Origin of the sequence: Methylosinus sp. R-45379 (assembly GCF_001644125.1) — a bacterium.
In the GTDB taxonomy this organism is placed as follows: domain Bacteria; phylum Pseudomonadota; class Alphaproteobacteria; order Rhizobiales; family Beijerinckiaceae; genus Methylosinus.
In genome coordinates this window covers 15,137-38,044 of the sequence record NZ_LUUM01000201.1, presented here as the reverse complement: position 1 = coordinate 38,044, position 22,908 = coordinate 15,137, and the positions used below count along the sequence as shown (strand labels likewise).

Below are 22,908 nucleotides of genomic sequence, written 5' to 3'. Positions count from 1 at the left end.
CCAGAAACGCCGCCATCATCGGCGCGGCGAACGCGAAAGGAGAAGGCCATGTGCGATATAGAAGGCGAGCGGAACAAGATCGACGCTCTGCTCGATGCGGCGGCGCGCGCCGCGCCCGCAGGCGCGCGAAGCGACGAGAGCGCGCTCGCGCGATTTTGTCTCGCCGCCCTCGGCGAGCATTACGCGACCGAATGTCCCGACGAGTGCCTGCGGCGACGCTGCGACGATTTCGCAGCGCGCGTCATGCGCGGCGACGCGATCGCTCAGGAGAACGCCTGAGCGATATCGGCGACGAGATCGTCTGGATGCTCTATGCCGATCGACATGCGCACCAGCGCCGGCGTGATGCCGATCTCGCGTCGCGCCTCCTCCGCCAATCCAGAATGCACGGTGGTCGCTGGATGACACACGAGCGACTCCGTGCCGCCGAGGCTCACCGCCAATTTGAAAATCTGCAGCCGGTTCAAAAAGGCGAAAGCTTCCCTTTCGCCGCCTTCGACATCGAAGGAGAAAGTGGAGCCCGCAGAGCTCGATTGACGCTGCATCAGCGCGCGCGCGGGATGGTCCGGCGGCAGCAGCGGCGGATAATGCGCGCGCGCGACCTTCGGATGCGCGGAGAGATATTCGGCGACGATCGCCGCATTGCTGGCCGCGCGGCGCATGCGCAGCGACAATGTCTCCAGCGAGCGCGCCAGCATCCAGCAGGAATGCGGATCGAGCTGCGTGCCTATGGCGTTGCGCATCGTGCGGATCGGCGCCAGCGCCGCATGCGCGCCGATGACGGCGCCGCCGATGAGATCGCTGTGGCCGCCGACATATTTGGTCAGCGAATAGAGCGAGAGATCGGCGCCATGCTCGAGCGGCGATTGAAACACGGGACCGAGCAATGTGTTGTCGCAGCACAGAATCGGACGGCGCCCTTGGCGCGCGCCGATGTCCTGCGCGATGCGCGCCACCATGTCGATGTCGACGAGGCTGTTCATCGGATTGGACGGCGTCTCGACGAAGATCATGGCGACATTGCCCATCGCCATCGCGCGCTCGGCGGCGTTGCGCACGACAGTCTCGTCGAGCCCGTCGGCGAAGCCGACGCTTTTGATATCGAATGGCGCGAGCGTGCGGCCGATCAGCACCTCGGTTCCGCCATAGAGCGGGCGGCTGTGCAAAATCACCTCGCCCGGCTTCGCATAGGCGAGGATCGTCGTGACGATCGCGGACATGCCGGATGAGAAGACGAGGCCCGCCTCCGCATTCTCATGCACGGCGAGGCGATCCTCGAGGATCTCGAGATTGGGATGATTGAAGCGCGAGTAGACGAGCCCCGGCGCCTCATTGCGCGCATGCGCGCCGCGGCCGGCGATATGGTCGAAATAATCGCGTCCATCCTCCGCCGTGCGGAAAGCGAATGTCGATGTGAGAAACACCGGAGGCTTCACCGATCCTTCGGAGAGAGCCGGATCATAGCCATAGCCGAGCATCAGCGTCTCTGCGTGGAGACGATGATCGCCGATGCGGATCTTGTGATAGCGTTCGCTGCTCATGATCTCTCTCCTGTCATCGACGCACGCGCAAATTGCTTTCGATTCGCTATATGAATTCACGCTCGCGCGCGTCTCTTCGACATTCTCCACATAAATGAATACGTAGCTTTTATCGCTAAGGTCGCATGTGCGTCACAGTCACAGAAAATCGATGAAATGTCACGTCGTTGCGGCTCACCGTCGTTGACCGAATCTCGGCGCGCGACTTAGCATTTCAATAGCCGCATTACCCACGGCGAGCGGACAGCGACAGCGCGCGGCCCATGCGGTGACAAAACTTTGTTGAAAAGGATTCCTCGATGAAGAAGTTATTCTCAGCCACCGCGATTGCACTGGCTCTTTCCGCTGGAGCGGCGCTGGCCGCGGACCTGCCGGCCCTCAAGGCTCCGCTGCCGCCCCCGCTGCCGCCGCCGCCCCTGTGGACCGGATTCTATGTCGGTTTGAATGCCGGCTATTCCTGGGGCTCGACGAACAACGTCGAAGTCGGCACGGCCAATCTTTACGACACTTTCGGCAACAATGGCCTGCTTCCTTTCGTGATCGATCCGGGCGCCGGCGCGGCCGCCCTGGCCGCGAGCGGCAATGTGAACGCTCAACGCAACGGCTTCATCGGCGGCGGTCAGGTCGGCTATAATTATCAATTCGGCAACAGCTTCCTGGTCGGTCTCGAAGCCGATTTGCAGGGAACCGGCATCCGCAGCGAGAACAGCTTCACCGGCGGCACCAGCTGGAACGCGTTCAATGTCGCGGCCGGCCCCTTCGGCCTCTCTTTCGATCGCTCCGCCGCCGGCACGACGACGGTGACGACGCGCACTGATTGGCTCGGCACGGTTCGCGGCCGTTTGGGCTACATTTGGGGACCGTCTTTCCTGATCTACGCCACCGGCGGTCTCGCCTACGGCGGCGTGCAGGCGACGACGAACCAGTCGCTTTTGCTCAACAACACCCTCTCTGCGAGCGTCCTCGGCGCGCAGGTGGCCGCCCTCAGCGTGCCCTATGCCTCGATCGGCGGCATCGGACGCTACAACGAGTCGCGCATCGGCTGGACGGTCGGCGGCGGCATCGAATGGCTGTTCGCTCCGAACCTGAGCTTCAAGGCGGAATATCTCTACTATGATCTCGGCGAGGTCCGTTATCTCAATGGCCCGCTCGCCGCGGTCGGCCCGCAGCTGACGGTGCTCGGCTTCACCTCGCCGGCGCTCACCTCGATCAACCAAGGCATCACGCGCGTGAAATTCGACGGACACATCGCGCGCGTCGGCATCAACTATCACTTCGTGTCGGCGCCGCCGGTGGCGGTCGTCGCGAGATATTGATCCGACCTTCGCTTTGAAGTCGCGATAGCCCGGCCGTCACGGCCGGGCTTTTCGTTTGTCGCGCAGAGTTCGGCGTGGATATTTCGGAGCGGTTCGCGCTAGAAGACGGCGACGCAACGAAAGCTCCGCCGCAAATGATCTCCGCTCCCGTGATCTTCGCGCCCGTGATCTTCGCTCCCGCCTGGGCCTGGGTCGCATTCACTCTCATCGCTGCGGGCGGACAGACGCTGCGCAACGCTCTGCAGCGCGATCTCACCGATAAGCTCGGCGCCGCATGCGCGACCTTCGTGCGCTTTCTTTTCGGCTGTCCCTTCGCCTTTCTCATTCTCGCCGGCGCCTGCGCCATCGCCAATGTCCCGCCGCCGGCGCCTCGAGCGCACACTCTGCTCGTCATCGCAGCGGCGGCCGCGCTGCAGATCGCGGCGACGGCGTTGATGCTCGTCTCGATGAAGGAGCGCTCCTTCGTCATCGTGACGGCGTTGCTGAAGACGGAAGCGGCGCAGCTCGTCGTCTTCGGACTATTGTTCCTCGGCGAGGCTGCGACGCCGGCGCTCGCGCTCGGCGCATTCTGCGCGACATTGGGCGTGCTCGCTCTGTCGCTGCCCGATCCCGCGGCGGCGCTGCGAGGCGCCACTTGGCGGCCGATTTTCTACGGCCTCGCCGCGGCGGCGCTGTTCGGCGGCTCCACCGTTCTGTATCGCGAGGGCGTGCTGGCGCTCGGCGGCCCCTCCATCATGGTCGCGGCCGCGACCGAGCTGGTTCTCGGCCTCGTCTTGCAAACGGCTCTGATCTTGCTCTATCTGGGCGTCTTCGACCGCGGGGGCCTTTTCGCCATCGTCGCTCAATGGCGGGAATCGCTGTCGGCGGGACTGCTCGGCGCCTTTGCGACGCTGTTCTGGTTCCTGGCCTTCGCTCTCGAAACCGCGCCGCGCGTGCGCACGCTGGCGCTGATCGAAGTCTTGTTCGCGCAAATGGTCACGCGCCGCATGTTCGCGCAAAAGACCGGAGCGCGGGAATGGCTCGGCCTGGCGATGCTGGTCGCCGGCGTCGCGGCCGTGTTGAACGGCGGATAGCGGCCCCTTTGGCCCGCGTCCCCTCAGAATTGCGAGATCAAGAGATGGCGTCCCAGATCGACGGCCCCCGAATTCAGCCCAAGGCCGGCAAGGCCAAGCAGCTCGTCGTCTTCCTCCATGGCTATGGCGCGGACGGCAATGATCTCATCGAGATCGGCCGGCAATGGCGGTCCTTCCTGCCGGACGCCGCCTTCGTCTCCCCCCATGCGCCGGAGCGCTGCGCGCTGTCGCCCAATGGGCGGCAATGGTTTCCGCTGACCATGCGCGACCCCGGCGAGCGCTGGCGCGGCGTGGTGGCGACGCGGCCGCTGCTGGAGAGCTTCCTCGCTGAGGAGCTGGCCAAGAACGAGCTGGACGAGAGCAAGCTCGCTCTGGTCGGCTTCAGCCAGGGGACGATGCTGGCGCTGCATGTGGGCCTGCGGCTGCGCCGCGCGCCGGCAGCGATTCTCGGCTATTCCGGCGTTCTGGTGGCAGGCAGCGAGCCGCCGGATATCCCCCCGCAATTCGGAACCAAGCCGCCGTCGGTCCTGCTCGTCCATGGCGAGGAGGATTCGATGATCCCGGCCGATGCGCTGCTGCTCTCGGCCAATGCGCTGGCCAAGGCCGATGTGCCGACGCAATGGCATCTTTCCGCCGGGCTCGACCATGGCATAGACAATGCCGGCCTGCTGCATGGCGGCCTGTTTCTGGCCAGGAGCTTCGGCCTGTCGGTCGAGTTCGGCCGCCGCGGCGGCGGCGCGCCCCCCCGCTGAGCCTTCCTCAGAGCGCCGGGGCGTCGCGCCCGGCGCCGGCGCCCACCGGGGCCAGCACCTCGTCCAGCGGCGGCAGGGCGCGGCGCACGGCGCGACGCAGGCCGGCCGGCCGATAGAGCTGCTTGGTCGCCTCGACGATATGGACCCCGCCGCCCGGCAGCGAGAAGCGCCCGGCGATTCGCTCGAAGGCGGGAGCCGAGCGCAGCAGCGACGCGCGGGCGAAGGGCGGCACATAGAGCGCCTCGCCCCAGAAGACGGGAAGCAGCAGCGTCTCCTGCAGCAAGCTCTGCAGCTGGCCGCGCGAATAGGGATGGCCATGGCCGAAAGGCGTCGTGTCCACCCGCGCCCACAGGCCCGAGCGGCTGGGGACGACGACGATCACCCGACCGCCGGGCGCGAGAATGCGCCAAATCTCCTCCAATATGTCGCGCGGCGATTCGCCGACCTCGAGCGCATGGACGACGATAACGCGGTCGATGCTGGCGTCGGGCAGCGGCATCATCGTCGTCTCGACCAGCGCCGAGGCCGAGCGGCCGCCATTGGGCCAATGGACGACGCCCTGGGCCGCCGGCATGAAGGCGAGCACGCGCTGCGCCCGCTCCTGAAAATCGACGAGATAGGGCGTGGCGTAGCCGATTCCGAGCACGCGCAGCCCGGAGTGATCCTCCCAGCGGGTCCGCGCCAAGCGCCCGACGAGGCGCAGCGCCACCAGGCCGAGCGGCGAAGCGTAAAAATTCCGCAAGTCGACGACGTCGAGCGACATATCTGCTATTTCGCATTTATCTACGGCGCGACGCAAGCGCGTGAAACGGTCGCGGCCGCGATCGCCTCACTGACCCTAGACGTTTCGACAGGAGCAGCGCAATGAGCGTCGAAGTCGTTCAGTTCATTTGCCTCACCGATAATTTCGGCCTGCTGCTGCGGGACGAGGCGACCGGCGCCGTCGCCTCCATCGACGCGCCCGACGAGCGCGCCATAGCGGCGGAATTGTCGCGGCGCGGCTGGACGCTCACCGATATTCTCGTCACCCATCACCACGCCGACCACATCCAGGGCGTGGCGGGGCTGAAGGCGCTGTTTCCAAAGGCGCGCACCGTCGGCCCGCGCAAGGATCGCGCGCGTATCCCCGGCCTCGACCTCGAGGTCGGCGAGGGCGATTCGGTGATGGTCGGCTCCGCGACGGCTCGGGTGATAGAGGCGCCGGGACACACGACCGGCCATATTCTCTATCATTTCGAGGCGGAGGAGATTCTCTTCGTCGGCGACGTGCTGTTCTCGCTGGGCTGCGGCCGCGTCTTCGAGACGCCGATGGACGTCATGTACGCCTCGCTGGAGAAGATCGCCGAATTGCCGCCGGAGACGCGCGTCTATTGCGGCCATGAATATACGCAGGCCAATGCGCGATTCGCGCGCACCGTCGATCCGGACAATCCTCTGCTCGCCGAGCGCGCCCGCGAGGTCGATGCGTTGCGCGCCGCGGGCGAGCCCACTTTGCCGACGACCATCGCTCTCGAGCTCGCCACAAATCCCTTCCTGCGCGCCGAGGACCCGCAGCTGCGGCGCACGCTCGGCATGGAGACGGCCGATCCGGTCCATGTCTTCACGCAGATCCGCGAAAGAAAGAATGTGTTTCGATGACGATGGATACGAGCCTTTCGGCCGCCGATATCGCGCGGCTGCTCTCCCTCGCGCCGCATCCGGAAGGCGGCTTCTATCGCGAGACCTTTCGTGATTCCCGCGCGGTGGCGGACGGCCGCGCCGCCTCGACGGCCATCTATTATCTGCTCGGCGCGGGCGAGGTCTCCGCCTGGCATCGCGTCGACGCCGCCGAGATTTGGCATTATTACGCCGGCGCGCCGCTCGCCCTCGACATTTCCGCGACGGGCGAAACGAGCGCGCGGCATATACTCGGCGCGCAGGTGACGCAGGGCGAGCAGCCGCAGATCGTCGTGCCGGCCGATCAATGGCAGAGCGCGCGCAGCCTCGGCGCCTGGACGCTGGTCGGCTGCACGGTCGCGCCGGGCTTCGAGTTCTCCCGCTTCGAGCTGGCCTCCGCGGATTTTTCTCCGCTGCGCGACGAAAGCGTGGAATAGGCCGAATCACGCCGATTTTGGATCGCGAATGAGCGAAAACGGGCGATCCTCGCGCGCCGGCCGATGTGGCGCGCCGCGAGCCCGCGGGGCCGCGCCGACCCGCTAAACGACCCGTTTACTTTTGGCCCCCAATACTCGCTGCATCCGTATTCGTTCGATCAGGCCCAACCGATGCAATTGCGCCATCTCGCCGATAAGGCGGTTTCCACGGGATTGCAGGAGCCGGCCTCCTCCCCCACCGCGCCCGCTCCGACCGCGGAGCCGCGCCAGCCCGCGGGACCGGATGCGCTCGACATTCTCGCCTCGATCGGCATGCTCGCCTATACGTGGGACATTGCGACCGATCGGCTCGACTGGGGCGACAATCTCGCCGAGGTGCTGACCAGCTTCGCCGATGTCGATCTCTCGAGCGGGCGCGCCTATGGCGAGCGGCTCGGCGCGCAGAGCGCGACCTCGCGCTTCGACGCCATCGTCACCGCCACCGGCAGCGATGACGGCAATGGCGTGTTTTTCAACGCCATCTACGCGCTCGTGCCGCCACGCGAGACCGGCGGCGGCCCGCTGGTCTGGATCGAGGATTGCGGCAAATGGTTCGCCGGCCGCGACGGCCGCCCGAGCCGCGCCCATGGAGTCGTGCGCGTCATCACCGAGCGCCACGAGATGGAGCGCCGGATGACGCGCAGCGCGCAATTCGACGCGCTCACCGGCGCGATGAGCCGCGCTCTTTTGGCGGAACATTCGCTGCGCCTGCTCGGACAGCCCGAGAAGACGCGCAAGCCTTTCGCCATTCTGCTCGTCGCGCTGGAGAATCTCTTCGCGCTCAATCGCACCTACGGCTATGACGCCGGCGACGAGATCATCGTCGGCCTCGCCTCGCGGCTGCGGACCAATGTGCGCGTCAATGATCTCGTGGCGCGCTACGCCGGCAATAAATTCGCCGTTCTGCTCGAGAATTGCGACGTCGAGCAGGCCAAATCGACGGGCCAGCGGCTCATCGAGGTGATCGCCCAAACGCCTTTCGCGACCGAGGTCGGCGGGGTTTCCGTATCGGCGCGCATCGGCGCCGTCGTCGCGCCGCGCGACGGAAGATCGCCGGCCGTGCTGTTCCAGCACGCCGAGGAGGCGCTCGACGCCGCGCGCCAGCGCAATGCGCATCGGCTCGTCTGCTACGCCACCTCGCTGGCGCGCGACAATGGGCGGCTGCATGCGCTGCAGATTTCCGACAGCGTCGTTTCCGCGCTCAATGAGCGTCGCGTCGAGCTGGCCTTTCAGCCCATCGTGCAAGCGCAGACCGGCGATACGGCCTTTTACGAGGCGCTGCTGCGCGTGCGGCTCGCCGACGGCTCCATCGTCGTGCCCGGCGACATTCTGCCCATCGCCGAGAAATCCGGCCTGGTGCGCCTTCTCGATCAGCGCGTTCTGGAGCTGGCGCTCACGCAGCTGCGCGCCGATCCGTCGCTGCGCATCTCGGTCAACGCCTCGGTCGCCACGCTGCATGATCCCGAATGGCCGGAATGGCTCGCCAACGCCACGCGCGTCTATCCGGGCGTCGCGGATCGCCTCACCATAGAGATCACCGAGACGACGCTGATCGACGATTTCGACAAGACGCGGCAGCTGATCACCGACTGCAAGGGCCTCGGCATCAAATTCGCCATGGATGATTTCGGCGCCGGGCACACATCCTTCCGCAATCTGCGCCTGCTGGACTTCGATTTCGTCAAGATCGACGGCGTCTTCATCCAGAACATCATCAAATCGCAGGATGATCGATTCTTCGTGCGCACCCTCACCGATCTCGCGCGGCATCTCGGCCTGAAGATCGTCGCGGAATGGGTGGAGGACGAGGAGACGGCGCAGCTGCTGCAAGGCTGGGGCGTCGATTACTTCCAGGGCTCGCTGTTCGGCTCGGCGGTGGTGGTCGCGGCGCCGGGCGAGTCGCAGAACGTCTCCCGGCGCGCCTGAGCGGCGCCGGGCCTTTCGTGGGGCTCGCCCCGAGGGCAAAGTCGCCCCGAGCGGCGCCGAGCCTTCGCGGCTCGCCCGTCGAGGGCGAGCCGATCGCGCCGAAAACCCGAGCTCAGCCGCTCTTCGTCGACAATTGATCGATGCGCTTGTTCAGCTCGTCGAGCTGACGCTTCATCTCGTCGAGATCGGAACGCGGCGGCTCGGCGGCGGCGGCGGCCGTTGCAGCCTCGGTGGAGGCGGCGGGCGGCTCGGCTGGCAGGCCGAAGGGGTTGAACATGGTCAGCGCATGGCGGAACACCGCCATATTCTTGCGCGCCTGCTCCTCGAGCGACTGAAACGCCTGACGAGTCGGCGCGCCGAAAGGCGCGCCTTCGAGCGCCTGCGAGACCTGATCGCGGAATTTCTGCTGATCGCGCGTCAGCCGATCGATGCTGAACTCGAGATAGCTCGGCACCAGCATCTGCATCGAATCGCCATAGAAGCGGATGAGCTGGCGCAAGAAGGCGATCGGCAGCAGGCTCTGGCCGTCCTTGCCCTCCTGCTCGAAGATGATCTGCGTCAGCACGGGGCGGGTGATGTCCTCCCCCGTTTTGGCGTCGCAGACGACGAAATCCTCGCCGCGCTTGACCATGGCCGCGAGATCCTCGAGCGTGACATAAGTGCTCGTGCCCGTGTCATAGAGACGCCGATTGGCGTATTTCTTGATCGTCGTCGGCTTTTTTTCGGTGGCCATGTTCCGCCCGCCGCCTCCGTCGTCCTGGCGCGCCGCCACGATCTTCTCGGCTCCGGCGGGCTGAGCGCCGGCTCCCTTCTCATATTTCGGCGTGCGTAGCAAAATTTCCTCGCTTCTCGTCCAGCGACGCGCAGAGCGACCGCGGCTTCTTTCCGAACGATAGCCGCAACCGCACGCATCCCGCAATAAATTCGTCGCGAAAAGGTTTTTTCCTCCCGCAAAGGTCGAATTCGGGGCGCGGGAGCCTCTCGATAAGAGCCGCGGCCTCGGCTATATTGCGAAAGACCATTCGCCGAACGCCCATAGGAGGACGACATGCCGATCACCAAGCTGCTGCTCGCGGCGGCCGCGGCGCTCCTCGTCGGGGCCTGCAACACCACGAGCCTGGCCGAGCAGCGCGCCGCCGATGACATCCGCTGCCGAAATTATGGTTTCCGGCCCGGGACCGACCCATTCTCCAAATGCCTGATGCAGGTGGACCTCGACCGCTCCGCCGATCGACGCGCCGCCCGTTACGACTATCCCTATGGCTATGGGCCGCGCGGCGGCTATTGGGGTCGAGGCTGGTGGTGACGGCGGAAATCTGACGGAAAAAGGGTGATTTTGCGATTTTTCGCCGCAATGCGGCATGCGGTTTCCCGCAGCGCAGCAATAGGCTATGAGAGGCGCAGCGCCGCCGGGAGCCCGAGCGCTTGAGACGCGCTCGACCATATGCGAAACAGCGCGCCGAGGCGGCGCGCGCGGCGGCCGATTCGCCGATCGGCGCCCCGCCCGAGACGGGCGCTAAAGGACGCCGGCGGGAACGAGACAGGCCGGAAACGGAATTGGGCTCATGTTGTTCAACATAGAAGCCGACCGTGGCGACCAGATCGTCGGCTATGTCGTTCCGGACGATTATACCGCCTCGCCGACGCTTCGCATCACTCAGAGCGGCATTCAGATCGCGGAGCTGCCCTGCCGCGAGGCGCGGCCGTCGCTGGTAGCCGCCGGCCGTCACGCCACCGGCCTGTGCGGCTTCACCGTCGACAGCTCGATCGTTCCCGACCTCGTGTCGAATCAGAGCCTCGAGATTCGCGACGCCGAATCCGGCATCATGATCTACCGCCGGCGCAATGGCTCGGAGGTCACGCATCGTCGCGTGTTTCGGCTGGAGACGCATCTCTTTCCGCTGTGGCGGCTGGACGAGAAGGTCGAGCATAGATTTCAGTTCTTCCACAAGGGCGTGGAGCGGCATGGACGTGAGACCGCGCTGCAGGTCTTCATGCTGGAGAACGTCAACTCGCTCTACGTCAGCGGCCGCCTGACCTTCTCGAGCTATTCCAACTATCTGCAAGACAAGTTCAATTCCATCATCCTGATGCACGACCCCTATCTCGAGCTCGCCGAGCGGCTGCTGACGCTCAAGCATGTCTCGCGCTTCGGCGAGGAGCTGCTGGGGCCACGCGACATGCTCACCTATCAGCGGGCGATCGAGTTCGCGCAGCAGATCGAGCCGGACGGCTCCGGCCTGCGGCGCGCTTTCGACTCGATGCCGCGCGACGTCATCGGCGCGCTCGCCAATCCGCTGACGCGGCAGCTCGCCTCCGAGGCGCTGGACGAACCGCCGCCCAAGAACGGCGTCGCCAAGGCGCTCGCTGCTCTCGCCAGCTTTTCCGTGGTCGGACTGCGGGAAAGTCAGGACCGTTTTCTCGAGGAAGTGGAGGCCCTGCTCGACATAGAGCCCGGCGTTCTGCCGACGCTGCCGCATTTCGCGGCGGTCGGCGAGCTGGCGCGGGAGCTGCGCCGGCTGCCGGAGGTCGATCTGCTGCTGGAGCAGGACCTCGAAATCTACCAAACCGCCAAAGCGGCGATCGAGGAGGCCTTTTGACGAAGATTTCTGACGCGGCAAAGCGCGCGCTGACGCAGGCGCGGATCGCCGGCGGGCGCCGATGATCGAGACCAGGCCGCCGCTCGACGACGAGCGCCTCCGCTCGCGCATGGATCCGAAGCTGGAGCCGAAGCCCGCGCGCGCGCTCGTTCCGGCCGCATGGCTGCGGCCGCTCGCCAATGCGCCGGAGACCGCGCGTCAGATCGTCGACCAGGTCGAGCGGATCGCGACGGAGGCCAATCGCGCGCTCGAGAACCGCACGCGCATTCCGCCGCTCTGGCTGAGCTTCATCGCCTTCGTGATCATTCCGTCCTTCGTGGCGTCGGTCTATTTCGCCTTTTTCGCCGCCGACCAATTCGCGGTCGAGACGCGTTTCGCAGTGCGCGCGATCGAGCTGGAGGCCGTCGCGACGCCCAAGGGCGAATCGGCGGCCTTCACCTTCACGCCGTCCGGGCAGAACGCCTATATCGTCACGAGCTACATCCGCAGCCGGGCGATCGTCAGCGATGTGCTGGCCAAGCTCGATCTGCGCGCCCTCTACCGCCGGCCGGAGGCCGATTTCTGGGCGCGCCTGCGCCGCAACGCCACGATGGAGCAGCTGACCGATTATTGGCAGTCCATGGTCGAGACCACGGTCGACGCCAATTCCAGCCTCGTCACCGTCAATGTCCGCGCCTTCCGCAAGGAGGACGCCTACGCGCTCGCCAACGCCATCGTCGCGGCGAGCGAGGCGCTGGTCAATCGCATCTCCGAGCGCGCGCGCCGCGACGCCACAGCAATGGCGGAAAGAGACGTGCGCCGCGCCTTCGAGGCGGTGCAGGCGACGCTGTCCGATCTGCACAAATTCCGCGACGAGTTCGGCGTCATCGACCCGACCCTGACCGGAACCGAGATCGGCAAGCTGCTGGCGCCGCTCGTCGCTCAGAAGATCAAGCTCGAGAGCGAGCTTTTCGTCGCCGGACATGAATTGTCGCCGGATGCGCCGACAGTGCGCGTGCTGCGCGAGCAGCTCGCCTCCGCCGAGAAGCAGATCAAGGAGCTGAAGAGCAAGCTCACCTCCAATGACGGCGCGCGCTCCTCCACCTCCACCGTGGCTGGAATTCTGGCGAAGTTCGAGGAGCTCGAGGTTCGCAAGGCGCTCGCCGAGCGCTTCTATGCGCTCTCCAAGGCCGATCTCGATCGCGCGCAATTGCGCGCCAATCGGCAGAGCATCTATTTGACCGTCTTCGTTCCCCCGGCGGCGCCGGAGATTTCCCGCTATCCGCACCGATTGAGTTACCCCTTGCTGATCTTCCTCGGCTTCGCCATCGTGTGGAGCATCGTCGTGCTGCTGCTGGCGACGATCGAGGATCACAGGCTGTGAGCCGCGCAGGCCCGGCGACGCGATAAGCGCTAGCGGGGGGCGAATCGAAGGGAAAGCGCGAAAGGAGAGGCTTACGATCGATGGCGACGATGGACGGCGATTTCTGGGTCTTCGGCTATGGTTCCTTGATGTGGCGGCCGGGTTTCGAATTTCTCGAAAGCGCCCTCGCCTGGGTGCATGGCTACCACCGATCGCTCTGCGTCTTCTCCCATGTCCACCGCGGAACGCGGGAGCGCCCAGGCCTCGTGCTCGGCCTCGACTATGGCGGCTCCTGCCTCGGCGTCGCCTTTCGGGTCGCCGGAGCGGCGCGCGAGGAGACGATCGCCTATCTGCGCGCCCGCGAATTGGTGACCTCTGTCTATATCGAGCGCAATGTGGGGCTGCGCTTCGCCGAGGGCGGCTCGGCCCGCGCGCTCGCCTTCATCGTCGATCGCGCCCATGAGCAATATGCCGGGCGCCTGTCGATCGACGAGATGACTCGGCTCGTGGAGGGCGGCGTCGGCGCCTCGGGCGACAATCCCTCCTACGTCCGCAACACGCACGAGCATCTTCAGCAGCTCGACATTCACGATCCGGCGCTCGCCGAGATCGTGCGCCGGCTTTCGGCGCCGACGGCCTCCCTCGCCGAGAGCGCCTGAGAAAGCTCAGTTCAGCAAGGCTTTGGCGAGGTGGCGCGCGACCTCGACCGGCAGAGCGCAAAAGCGCACATGCCATTCGTTCACGCCGAGAGCGATGGCCGCCGCGCGCGCGAGACGGCCGCTCGGCGCATCGAATTCCTCGGTCGAGAGCACGCAGACCGGCCGGCGTTCCGCGCCCTCGCGCGCTACGCCGATGACGACCGCGCGGGCGAAGCCCGCCACCAGCGCCTCCTCTTCCGCCGAAAATATCGTGCAGACATAGCGTTCGCCGCGACCGGCGCGCCAGGAATAGAAGCGCTCGCGCAGCGGCGTCGCATGTAGCGCGGCCAATCCGCCTCCGCGAATGACCGACGCTGCGGCAGCCGGCCTTCTGCCCCGGTCCTGGACTCGATCGACCACGAACATGACGCCCCTCACGAAAGGCCTCGAAGAAAGACGAGAACAAACTTAGAACATAAAAGGAACTTTTGTCAAACTGTTCGTGTTCGTCCAGATGGTCCTTTTGGTCTAGGCCGCCGCGGAGCCGCCCTCCGTGCGCAGCCAGGCGGCGCCGCAGGCGCGCGCCAATTCGCGCACGCGCAGAATATAGCTTTGCCGCTCAGTGACGGAGATCACGCCGCGCGCATCCAGCAGATTGAAGGCGTGACTGGCCTTTATGCATTGATCATAGGCGGGCAGCGCCATCAGATGGCGCTCGCCCTCGCCTCTGTCGCCGAAAGCGAGCAGCTTGCGGCATTCGGCCTCGGCGGCGCGGAAATCGGAGAACAGCTTCTCCGTGTCGGCGGCCTCGAAATTATGCCGTGAATATTCCTGCTCGGCCTGCAGGAAAACATCGGCGTAAGTGACCTTGTCCTCGTCGCCGCCGTTGAAATTCAGCTCCATGATCGAATCGACGCCCTGCAGATAGCAGGCGAGCCGCTCGAGCCCATAGGTCAGCTCGCCGGCGACAGGCGCGCAATCGAAGCCCGCCACCTGCTGAAAATAGGTGAATTGCGAGATCTCCATGCCGTCGCACCAGCATTCCCAGCCCAATCCCCAGGCGCCGAGCGTCGGGCTCTCCCAATCATCCTCGACGAAGCGGATGTCATGCAGTTTCGCGTCGACGCCGATCGCCGCCAGCGAGGCGAGATAGAGCGACTGCAGATCCGGCGGCGAGGGCTTCAGAATCACCTGATATTGATAAAAGTGCTGGAGCCGATTGGGGTTTTCGCCATAGCGGCCGTCCTTCGGGCGCCGGCTCGGCTGCACATAGGCGGCCTTCCAGGGCTTGGGGCCGAGCGCCCGCAGAGTGGTCGCGGGGTGAAACGTGCCCGCGCCCATCTCCATATCGTAAGGCTGCAAAATGACGCAGCCCTGCGCCGCCCAGAAATTCTGCAGGGTCAGAATGAGGCCCTGGAACGAGCGGGTGGGAGAAAGTCTGTCTGGCGCGGTCATTTGCATCGATCCTCATGCTGCGGCCGGCAGGCTAGTCGCGGCGCGCGCGCCGGTCAACGCGGCGGGGCGCCCGCAAAAAAGCCGCGCGCTATCTGGCCGCCCGCGCTATTGTCCAGCCGCCGGCGATGACAAAGGAGCGCAGGGCTGGAATGAGGGGGCGTGATATCGTCTTGGCGATCGGCGGGGCGGCGGCGGCAATTTGGATCGAAGGAGCGAGGCCTGCGCAGGCGCATGCCGTCCTCTCGGAATCGACGCCGCGCGAAGCGCAGATCGTCTTCGGACCCGATCTCGATGTGGAGCTGAGATTCAACTGTCGGATAGACGCGCGCCGCTCGCGGCTGCTGCTGATCTCGCCGGACATGCATGGAACTGTGCTTCCGCTGCTGGAGGGCGCCGCCGCCGATGAGCTACGCGCCGGGCTGCATGATCTTCGGCGCGGCGCCTATCGGCTGCATTGGCAGGTGCTGAGCGTCGACGGACACATCACCCGCGGCGACATCTCCTTTCGCGTCGGCCGCTGAGCCATGCAGCAATTCATCGAGATCTACGGCTTTCTCAGCGTCATTCTGCGCGGCTCCATCTCGGGGGCGCTGTCGCTCGCCGTCGGCGGCGTCGCCTTTCTGCTGCTCGTCGCCGAACCGCTGGCGCAACGGCTCGGCGCGGCGGCGGAGCCCATAGCCGCGCGCGCCGGACGAATCGTTTTTTGGAGCGCGCTCGCCCTCGCCTGTCTCGTCTCTCTCGATGCGGCGGCGCTCGCGACCATGCTCGTCGGCGCGCTGGAGCTCTCCTTCGCGGATGCGCTCACCGCCGATGCGGTGAAGGCCGATGCGCTCGCGGCGGCGCCGGCCCTCGCGCTCGCCTTCGCGATTCGCAGCGGCGCGGCGCGGCCCCTGCCCCTCGCCGCCTTCGCGGCGGCTTTGATCTGCGCCCGGCTCGGCGCCACGCACGCCATCAGCCGGCTCGACAATCCGCCGGGCCTCATCGCCGCCGAGCTCGCGCATATCACCGGCGTCGCTCTGTGGATCGGCGGCATTCCCTATTTTCTCTTGGCGCTGGCCCGCTCCCCGGACGGCGAGGCGCAACGCGCCATCGGCCTGCGCTTCTCGCATCTCTCAATGGTCGCCGTGGCGATGATCGCCGCCGGCGGCGTCGCCATGTCGATCGTCTATATCGGCGCGGTCGAGAATTTCTACGGCGCCGCCTATGGCGTGATGGTGGGCGCCAAGACCATCCTCTTCGCCGGCCTGCTGTCGCTCGGCGCGCTCAATTTCCTCGCCGTTCGCCGCTCCCCGGCCGATCGAGGCGCCTTCGCGCGGCTGCGCCGTTTCGCGGAGGTGGAGATCGGCGTCGGCTGGACGGTCGTTTTCGCGGCCGCCTCGCTCTCCTCGCTGCCGCCGGCCGTCGATCTGGCGCGCGACCGGGTGAGCTTCGCCGAGATCGTCGAGCGGCTGACGCCACAATGGCCGCCGCGCCTCGAGAGCCCGGATCACTCCACCCTCTCCGTCTCGTTGCCGCAGGTCCAGACCGCGCGCGCCGAAGATGCGACACAGACGAATGATGCGACCGCCGCCGCCATTGCGGCGCAGCGCAACGCCGAGGATATCGCCTGGTCGGAATATAATCACCACATCGCCGGGCTCTTCGTCGCCGCCATGGGGCTGCTGGCGCTGCTCGAGCATTGGCGCCGCCTTTCCCCCGTCGCGCGCCATTGGCCGATGCTGATGCTGGGCCTCGCCGGCTTCCTGTTTCTGCGCGCCGACGAAGCCGTCTGGCCGCTCGGCCAGCTCGGACTCATCGAGAGCCTGCGCGACCCCGAGATCGCTCAGCATCGCATCTTCCTCGCGCTCATCATCGGCTTCGGAATCTTCGAGTGGCGCGTGCGGACGCGGCGCGTGAAGGCGCAATGGGCGCCGCTCGCCTTCCCCTTCATCACCGGCGTCGGCGGCGCGCTGCTGCTCGCCCATTCGCATGGGCTCTCCAACATAAGGGAAGAGTTTCTGATCGAGGTCACGCATACGCCGCTGGCGCTGGTCGGCCTGCTCGCCTCCTCGGCCCGCTGGCTGGAGATACGCCTCGAAGGCCGCGGCGCGCGCATCGCCGGCATCGTCTGGCCCATCGCCTTCACTCTGGCCGGCCTGATGCTGCTCGCCTATCGGGAAGCGTGATTTCACTCATGCAGAATGTTCATGCGCCCATGAAAATTCTGCATTTTGGACCCCGAAAGCCCACGACTTAGAAATTCCCGACGGCGAAAAGCCGAATGGCGAAAAGCCGAATGGGAGGAACAAATGACGATTCTCGCGGAAGTCTTGTCAGCGAACGACAAATATGTCGCGGATTTCGGAGACAAGGCGCAGCTCGCTCTGCCGCCGGCGCGGCGCTTCGCGATACTGACCTGCATGGACGCGCGGCTCGACCCGGCCAAATACGCCGGCCTCTCCGAAGGCGACGCGCATGTGATCCGCAACGCCGGCGGACGCGCCTCCGATGACGCGATCCGCTCGCTGATCATCTCGCACAAGCTGCTCGGCACGCTCGAATGGTTCGTGATCCACCATTCCGACTGCGGCATGGAGCTGTTCTGCGACGAGGTGATGGCCGATCTTCTCGACGACAGCCTGGCGACGGCGGCCTTCGACGGGACCGCATGGTCCAATCCCCAGCATGGCGGCGGCTGCACGGCGGGCCATTTCGTGAAATGGCTCACCATCGAGTCTCAGGAGGAGAGCGTCTATCAGGATGTGAAGCGCATCCGCGAGAATCCGCTGACGCCGAAGAATATTCCGATCTACGGCTTCATCTATGATGTGAAGAGCGGCAAGCTGATCGAGGTCCCCAAGGCGACAGAGGCGGGCCGCACCTGACGGTCCGAAAGAGCCGAAACCAAGAAGCCCGGCGCCGCACGCTGGGCTTTTATTTTGGGAGCCCCGTGGTATTTCGAGCTGTGTCTCGGCCTATCGGTTTCGTGTTATGGGTAAAAAGCCATTTTCGAAAAGCCCGCCCGATCTCATTCTCGGGCCTTTGCCCGTCAAGATCATAAACCGCGTCCTGGAACTCGAGCTGGAGCCCGGCGTCGTAATCTTGTCGCGTGGAGCGCAGAGGCATGCCTTTCGCCAGCACGGAGAAGATTACGCCAAATGCCAGCCGCACGTCTCGTCGATTGTCGCGGAGCCGCTCTACATTGGCGATGACTTCAAGAACCACGGAAAAATCGAGCTGGTGGGACGCGTGATCGCGGCGGAAATCATCGTGCTCGTGGCGGTCAATATCGAACGCGACCGGCATGGACGATATCATATCGCCAGCTTTTACCCGATCTCTGAGGAGAAGGTTCAGAATCGGAAACGAAAAGGTCATCTCAAATGCGCATTTTAGGCAATCCGCGCCGCGCAAAACGATAAAGGCTCCGCTTTTGGCGGAGCCTTTAGAGTGCGATGTTATCTCGCCGGACGCCCAGCTCCGGATCTCTTCGCCGATAAAACCCCGTCTCAGGACAGAATTTTAGCGCTACTTTGCCATGAGAGCGCTAGACCTCATGGCGCGTGAGGAGGCCGTTCTCACCTCGAAATCTCATCGATACGATATGTAACACTGCGGGACCACGAGTTCAATCCCACGTCGCGACTGGTCGCCGCCGCCACATCACATCTTGCAGTTGGCCGCGCTCGGCAGAATGGAGAGCTCGGTCATCTCGCCAGTGAGCGCGAAATCGCCGTAGTCGAGCTTGAGAGCGCGGGAGACGCCATTCTCATAGAGGTCGAAGGACAGCACATAGACAGGCTGCTCGTCGCGCTTGCCCGGCTCGAAATAGGAGATCGACACCGGCCAGCGCTTGAGCCCTTCGAGCTCCTTGATCTGCGCGGCCTTTTCGGTGACGACGCTGCTGGTCGGCCGGCCGATGACGCTCATCGTGTCGAAGACCTTCTCGCCGTCGCCGGAGCCGTCGAAGACCTTGGCCTCGAGAATGCGCTCATTGGTGAGCGCCGCGGCGAGGATATGGCGCAGATGCTCGGTCGGGAACAGCGCGCCGCCGTCCAGCGAGAGCTGGGACTGCTTGGGCCGGGCGAGATCGACCGAGAGCGCGGCGCCGGTCTTCTTTTTGGCCTTGCCGTCTATGTCCTCGGCCTGGACATTGTCCAGCTTGGTCTCGATGCGGAAACGGAAATCCTTGCCGTCGCCGGCCTCGAAAGTGGCGGAGCGCATGTCGGAGAGGCGCGGCGGGCCTTCGGCGGGCTGCAATTCAGTGATCTGGCGGAAATTCTGCACCCAGCCCTCGCAGGAGGAGCCGGTGAAATCGAAAGCGATGCGGCCGCGCGCCGAGGTCGGCGCCTTGCTGCCCGAGGCCTGCGCCAGCGTCAGATCATAGACGGCGCGATGCGGCGTCAGCTGCGGATGGCCGGCGACGGCCGCCACAGTGGCCGCGCTCTCGGCATGGGCGGCGAGCGCGAGGAAGGAGGCGCAGGCAAGCGTCGCGCCGATGAGATATTTTGGAGCCATTTGGGGTCTTTCTCCCTCTGTCGCGCTCTTGGTTGGTTACGGTCCGGCGTCTCCCGGCGCTTCGCGTCGACGACGACAGGGGCCGGAGGCTCTATCTTCGCTCCGGGGTGTCGTCGCGGCGCGGCGCACGCGCTGACGACCACTCTATCTCGGGCGAGCAAGATGTCGAGGCGAAGTCTCGCTCGACGCATTGCCTCCCGACCTTGGCCAAATTACGGTCGGCGGCAAAGCTGCAAGTTTCTTCAGAGATTCGGAAAGGAAAAGCGCAATGTCCGACACAGCGAAGACGCCGCTCGAAAAGCTCGAGGCGCTGGGTCTCACCCTCCCCACCCCGGCGGCGCCGGTCGCCAATTACGTGCCCTGGACGCGCTCCGGCAATCTCGTCTTCGTCTCGGGACAATTGCCGGTCGGCCCCGGCGGCGCGATCGATCCCGCGCATAAGGGCAAGCTCGGCGCATCGGTTGCGCTCGAGGCCGGCCAGGCGGCGGCGCGCGTCTGCGCGCTCAATCTTCTCGCTCAAGCCTCCGTCGCGGCGGGCGGCGATCTCGCCAAGCTGCGCGTTCTGCGGCTCGGCGGCTTCATCAACAGCGCCGCCGATTACGGCCAGATTCCGCAAGTGCTGAACGGCGCCTCGGATCTCGTCGCCGCCGTGCTCGGCGAGAATGGACGCCATGCGCGCTTCGCCGTCGGCGTCGCTCAGCTGCCGCTCGACGCCGCGGTGGAGGTGGACGCGACCTTCGAGATTTTGGCGTAGCGGATGCGCCAGAGCGGCGGCGGCCGTTACCATTGGCTCACGGAACATAAGATCGCGCATAGAGGCCTGCACGATCTCGCGAAAGGCGTGGCCGAGAACTCACTGTCGGCGGCGCGCGCCGCCGCCTGCGCCGGCTACGCCATAGAATGCGACGTGCAGGCGAGCGCCGATGGCGAGGTCATCGTCTTCCACGACGAGACATTGGAGCGCCTGACCGATGCGACCGGCCGTCTCGATGCGCTGACTCGTTTCGAGATCGCACGGCTCACATTGCGCGGAACGCGCGAGGGCGCGCCGACGCTGCGCGATCTTCTCGCGACGATCGGCGGAAATGTTCCTCTCTTCATCGAGATCAAGAGCCGTTTCGACGGCGATCTCGCTCTCGCGCGCAATGTCGCGGATATTGTCGCGCATTATCGCGGCGCAGCGGCGATCGAGAGCTTCGACCCCGCGCCGATCGCCGAATTGCGCGCGCATTTCGATAGGTTGGGCGTTTCCGGCGTTCCGCTCGGCATTGTCGCGCAGGCGTCTTATGTAGGGCCGGACTGGAGCTTTCTCACCGCCGCGCAGCGGGAGGAGCTCACGCAATTCTCCCATGTCGCGCGCACGCGGCCGGATTTTCTCTCCTGGAACGTCGCCGATCTGCCGCATGCGATTCCGCGCCGCTGCCGCGAGGAGTTCGGCATTCCGGTGACGACATGGACCGTGCGCAGCGCAGAACAGACGAAGGCCGCGCTCGCCTTCGCCGATCAGATCGTCTTCGAGGGATTTGCGCCCTGAGCGGCCTCGTCCGACGTCGTTTTCCGTCATAAATCTATCGTCGAGTTCGAGCTACGATCGAGCGCTTTTTTTATTTGGAGCTCGAAAATGATTATCGAATCGAAGTTCGACGACGCCGAATTGCGCGACCAGATCCGGTCTGGACAGGCTGCCCCGCATCCGACGCCGGATCCCGCCCGTGTGGTCGACCAGATCGTGCATCGCGTGCGCGCCGGCGCGGGCGTCGATTTCGACGCCTATGAAGCGCTGATCGGCGCGAATGATCTCGTCGAGATCAATTATCTCGAACGCGGCCTCATGGCTGCGCGCGCCGTGTGCCGCATCAACGCCCCGGCCCTCGTCGGCAATGGGAGCGAATGGGGAACGGGCTTTCTGATCGGCCCGCGCCTGCTGCTGACCAATAATCACGTATTGCCCACGCCGGAGGACGCGCTGCGCGCGACGATCGAGTTCGGTTACGAGCTCGACGGCTCGGGCCGGCTGCGCCGCAGCACCCGCTTCGCCCTGTCGCCGCAGGACGGCTTCATCACCAGTCGGAGGGATCGTCTCGACTATACGATCGTCGTCGTCGCCGAGCGAAGCGAGGACGGCGCCGCGCTCGCCGATTTCGGCTATCTGCGTCTCGACGCGCGCACCGGCAAGATCGACACTGGCAATTACGTCACGATCATCCAGCATCCAGACGCGCGCACGAAGCGCATTTCGCTGCGAGAAAACAAGATCGTCAAATATGGCGACGAGAGAGATTCTTCGAAGGACGACTTCCTCTGGTATTCGTCGGACACCGCGCCCGGCTCCTCCGGCGCGCCCGTGTGCACGGACGCTTGGCAGGTCGTCTGCCTCCATCACGCCGGCGTGCCGGAGCGCCTGATCGTCGATGGCGTCGAGCATTGGACGCTCGCCGACGGATCGACCGCCCCGGCGACGGCGGCGCGGCGGCTCGCGGGCGAGAAGATCAAATGGATCGCCAATGAGGGCGTGCGCGTGTCCAAGCTGCTCGCCGACCTCGAGCAGCAGGTCAAATCCTCTGCGACGCCGCACTCGACGCTGATTGGAGACCTGCTCGCCGACGCATCCGGCGTTGCGCCCTTTCCGGGCGCGCAGCCCTTGCAGAGCATCGTCGGCCCGCCGATCATCGGCGCTCCGGCGATCCTCGTCGCGCAATCGGCCGCGCTGGAAGCTGCGCGCGCACCGAAACGGCGCACGCATCCGGCCAATTATTTCGACGGCCGAAAAGGCTATGATCCGAACTTCCTCCCCGTGGCGGTGCCCTTGCCGGCGCTCGGCCCCGACGCGCTTCGCTTCGGCAGCCCGGCCAAGATCGCCGGCGCGTCGGACGACGTTCTGCGCTATCTGCACTTCTCGGTCGTATTCAATGGCGCTCCCAATCGTAAGCTGGCCTTCTTCACCGCCGTCAACATAGACGGCGCCAAATGGGTCAATCTCGATCGCGGCGCCGACGCCTGGTACTATGACCCGCGCCTGCCCGAGGAATTGCAGATCGGCGACGAGCTCTATGGCAACGAGCCCGTGCCGGGGAAGAACTACTTCGACCGCGGCCATCTGGTGCGCCGGCTGGACCCGGTCTGGGGCGCGATTCGCGAAGCCAAGCAGGCGAACGACGACACCTTCCACTGGACCAATTGCTCGCCCCAATATTGGGGCTTCAATCAAGGCGCCGACCTCTGGCAGGGTCTCGAGAATTTCATTCTCTACAATACCGACGAGGAAGATATCCGCGCCAGCGTCTTCACCGGCCCCCTGTTCCGATCCGACGACGAAGAGCATCGCGGCGTGCTGATCCCGCAGTTCTTCTGGAAAATCGTCATTGTCGCCGACCGCAGGGGCACGCTCTACTCGAGCGCCTATATCGTCAGCCAGCAGGACTATGCTCTGAACATTCCTTTCGAGCAGCTGCCGGTAGGCCCGAACAGCTCGGAGCCCGGCCAGAACTTTCAGGTTCCGGTGACGAAAATCGAAGCGGAGACGGGACTGCGTTTCCCGGATGTGGTGAGAAGCGCCGACGTCTTCACCGGCCCGGTCGCCGGACGACGGCTGCGCACGCTGGCCGACGTGCAGCATCCGAGACGCTGACCGCGTCT

Annotated in this window: 24 protein-coding genes; 18 read left to right on the top strand and 6 right to left on the bottom strand. The window is 65.4% G+C overall.

Going from position 1 to position 22,908, the window contains the following annotated elements; translation table 11 throughout:
• Positions 1-48: 48 nt before the first annotated feature.
• Entirely contained in the window at positions 49-279 is a 231-nt protein-coding gene (locus A1351_RS08520; protein WP_024880514.1) for a hypothetical protein, read from the top strand.
• Here A1351_RS08520 and A1351_RS08515 read toward each other — a convergent pair.
• A complete protein-coding gene (locus A1351_RS08515) occupies positions 264-1,541 on the bottom strand; it encodes a cystathionine gamma-synthase family protein (protein WP_026598999.1) in 1,278 nt (425 codons plus the stop codon). The genes A1351_RS08520 and A1351_RS08515 overlap by 16 nt on opposite strands.
• 299 nt (positions 1,542-1,840) lie before the next feature.
• Here A1351_RS08515 and A1351_RS08510 point away from each other — a divergent pair, with 299 nt between their 5' ends.
• From A1351_RS08510 to A1351_RS08500, 3 genes are all read left to right on the top strand, one after another.
• On the top strand, positions 1,841-2,857 hold the full coding sequence (locus A1351_RS08510) for an outer membrane protein (RefSeq protein WP_024880516.1): 1,017 nt from the start codon (positions 1,841-1,843) through the stop codon (positions 2,855-2,857).
• A gap of 134 nt (positions 2,858-2,991) precedes the next feature.
• Complete coding sequence (locus tag A1351_RS08505; RefSeq protein WP_064032800.1) at positions 2,992-3,930, top strand: hypothetical protein; 939 nt, start codon at positions 2,992-2,994, stop codon at positions 3,928-3,930.
• Positions 3,931-3,974: 44 nt separating this feature from the next.
• Complete coding sequence (locus A1351_RS08500) at positions 3,975-4,682, top strand: alpha/beta hydrolase (RefSeq protein WP_024880518.1); 708 nt, start codon at positions 3,975-3,977, stop codon at positions 4,680-4,682.
• Positions 4,683-4,689: 7 nt separating this feature from the next.
• On the opposite strand, the gene A1351_RS08495 is transcribed toward A1351_RS08500, so the two are convergent.
• On the bottom strand, positions 4,690-5,445 hold the full coding sequence (locus A1351_RS08495) for a class I SAM-dependent methyltransferase (protein ID WP_064032759.1): 756 nt from the start codon (positions 5,443-5,445) through the stop codon (positions 4,690-4,692).
• 101 nt (positions 5,446-5,546) lie between these two features.
• On the opposite strand from A1351_RS08495, the gene gloB reads away from it, so the two are divergent.
• The 3 genes from gloB (at position 5,547) to A1351_RS08480 (ending at position 8,740) form a co-directional block, all read left to right on the top strand.
• On the top strand, positions 5,547-6,320 hold the full coding sequence (gene gloB, locus A1351_RS08490; RefSeq protein WP_024880520.1) for a hydroxyacylglutathione hydrolase: 774 nt from the start codon (positions 5,547-5,549) through the stop codon (positions 6,318-6,320).
• A gap of 2 nt (positions 6,321-6,322) precedes the next feature.
• Positions 6,323-6,775, top strand: coding sequence for a cupin domain-containing protein (locus tag A1351_RS08485; protein ID WP_024880521.1), 453 nt, complete (start codon positions 6,323-6,325; stop codon positions 6,773-6,775).
• A 171-nt stretch (positions 6,776-6,946) separates the two neighbouring features.
• Positions 6,947-8,740, top strand: a complete 1,794-nt coding sequence (locus tag A1351_RS08480) for a bifunctional diguanylate cyclase/phosphodiesterase (RefSeq protein WP_024880522.1) — start codon at positions 6,947-6,949, stop codon at positions 8,738-8,740.
• A gap of 112 nt (positions 8,741-8,852) precedes the next feature.
• Here the strand turns inward: A1351_RS08480 and phaR are convergent, their stop codons facing one another.
• Complete coding sequence (gene phaR, locus A1351_RS08475) at positions 8,853-9,473, bottom strand: polyhydroxyalkanoate synthesis repressor PhaR (RefSeq protein ID WP_024880523.1); 621 nt, start codon at positions 9,471-9,473, stop codon at positions 8,853-8,855.
• A gap of 315 nt (positions 9,474-9,788) precedes the next feature.
• On the opposite strand from phaR, the gene A1351_RS08470 reads away from it, so the two are divergent.
• The 4 genes from A1351_RS08470 (at position 9,789) to A1351_RS08455 (ending at position 13,341) form a co-directional block, all read left to right on the top strand.
• Complete coding sequence (locus tag A1351_RS08470) at positions 9,789-10,046, top strand: hypothetical protein (protein WP_024880524.1); 258 nt, start codon at positions 9,789-9,791, stop codon at positions 10,044-10,046.
• Between the two features lie 259 nt (positions 10,047-10,305).
• The gene (locus tag A1351_RS08465) at positions 10,306-11,340 is read left to right on the top strand and encodes a hypothetical protein (protein WP_024880525.1); all 1,035 of its coding nucleotides are present in this window, start codon (positions 10,306-10,308) and stop codon (positions 11,338-11,340) included.
• A gap of 61 nt (positions 11,341-11,401) precedes the next feature.
• Positions 11,402-12,703, top strand: a complete 1,302-nt coding sequence (locus tag A1351_RS08460; protein ID WP_064032758.1) for a capsule biosynthesis protein — start codon at positions 11,402-11,404, stop codon at positions 12,701-12,703.
• Between the two features lie 80 nt (positions 12,704-12,783).
• Positions 12,784-13,341, top strand: coding sequence for a gamma-glutamylcyclotransferase (locus tag A1351_RS08455; RefSeq protein ID WP_064032757.1), 558 nt, complete (start codon positions 12,784-12,786; stop codon positions 13,339-13,341).
• 6 nt (positions 13,342-13,347) lie between these two features.
• On the opposite strand, the gene A1351_RS08450 is transcribed toward A1351_RS08455, so the two are convergent.
• Both A1351_RS08450 and A1351_RS08445 read right to left on the bottom strand, forming a co-directional pair.
• Complete coding sequence (locus tag A1351_RS08450) at positions 13,348-13,671, bottom strand: hypothetical protein (RefSeq protein ID WP_134188079.1); 324 nt, start codon at positions 13,669-13,671, stop codon at positions 13,348-13,350.
• A gap of 177 nt (positions 13,672-13,848) precedes the next feature.
• Positions 13,849-14,775, bottom strand: a complete 927-nt coding sequence (locus tag A1351_RS08445) for a glycine--tRNA ligase subunit alpha (protein WP_024880529.1) — start codon at positions 14,773-14,775, stop codon at positions 13,849-13,851.
• A gap of 149 nt (positions 14,776-14,924) precedes the next feature.
• On the opposite strand from A1351_RS08445, the gene A1351_RS08440 reads away from it, so the two are divergent.
• The 4 genes from A1351_RS08440 to A1351_RS08425 all read left to right on the top strand — a co-directional run bounded on the left by A1351_RS08440 (position 14,925) and on the right by A1351_RS08425 (position 18,150).
• Positions 14,925-15,296 carry a copper resistance CopC family protein gene (locus A1351_RS08440; protein WP_024880530.1) on the top strand — a complete coding sequence of 124 codons (372 nt, stop codon included), beginning with the start codon at positions 14,925-14,927 and terminating at the stop codon, positions 15,294-15,296.
• Between the two features lie 3 nt (positions 15,297-15,299).
• Entirely contained in the window at positions 15,300-16,940 is a 1,641-nt protein-coding gene (locus A1351_RS08435; protein ID WP_064032756.1) for a copper resistance D family protein, read from the top strand.
• Between the two features lie 123 nt (positions 16,941-17,063).
• Positions 17,064-17,639 carry a carbonic anhydrase gene (locus tag A1351_RS08430; protein WP_064032755.1) on the top strand — a complete coding sequence of 192 codons (576 nt, stop codon included), beginning with the start codon at positions 17,064-17,066 and terminating at the stop codon, positions 17,637-17,639.
• A 106-nt stretch (positions 17,640-17,745) separates the two neighbouring features.
• Complete coding sequence (locus A1351_RS08425) at positions 17,746-18,150, top strand: hypothetical protein (RefSeq protein ID WP_024880533.1); 405 nt, start codon at positions 17,746-17,748, stop codon at positions 18,148-18,150.
• A gap of 267 nt (positions 18,151-18,417) precedes the next feature.
• On the opposite strand, the gene A1351_RS08420 is transcribed toward A1351_RS08425, so the two are convergent.
• Positions 18,418-19,272 carry a cell envelope integrity EipB family protein gene (locus A1351_RS08420; protein WP_026599010.1) on the bottom strand — a complete coding sequence of 285 codons (855 nt, stop codon included), beginning with the start codon at positions 19,270-19,272 and terminating at the stop codon, positions 18,418-18,420.
• 268 nt (positions 19,273-19,540) lie between these two features.
• Between A1351_RS08420 and A1351_RS08415 the strand changes: the two genes are divergently transcribed.
• The 3 genes from A1351_RS08415 (at position 19,541) to A1351_RS08405 (ending at position 22,900) form a co-directional block, all read left to right on the top strand.
• Positions 19,541-20,026, top strand: a complete 486-nt coding sequence (locus tag A1351_RS08415) for a RidA family protein (RefSeq protein ID WP_064032754.1) — start codon at positions 19,541-19,543, stop codon at positions 20,024-20,026.
• Positions 20,027-20,029: 3 nt separating this feature from the next.
• On the top strand, positions 20,030-20,806 hold the full coding sequence (locus A1351_RS08410) for a glycerophosphodiester phosphodiesterase family protein (RefSeq protein ID WP_064032753.1): 777 nt from the start codon (positions 20,030-20,032) through the stop codon (positions 20,804-20,806).
• An 87-nt stretch (positions 20,807-20,893) separates the two neighbouring features.
• On the top strand, positions 20,894-22,900 hold the full coding sequence (locus A1351_RS08405) for a DNA/RNA non-specific endonuclease (protein WP_064032752.1): 2,007 nt from the start codon (positions 20,894-20,896) through the stop codon (positions 22,898-22,900).
• Positions 22,901-22,908: the final 8 nt, after the last annotated feature.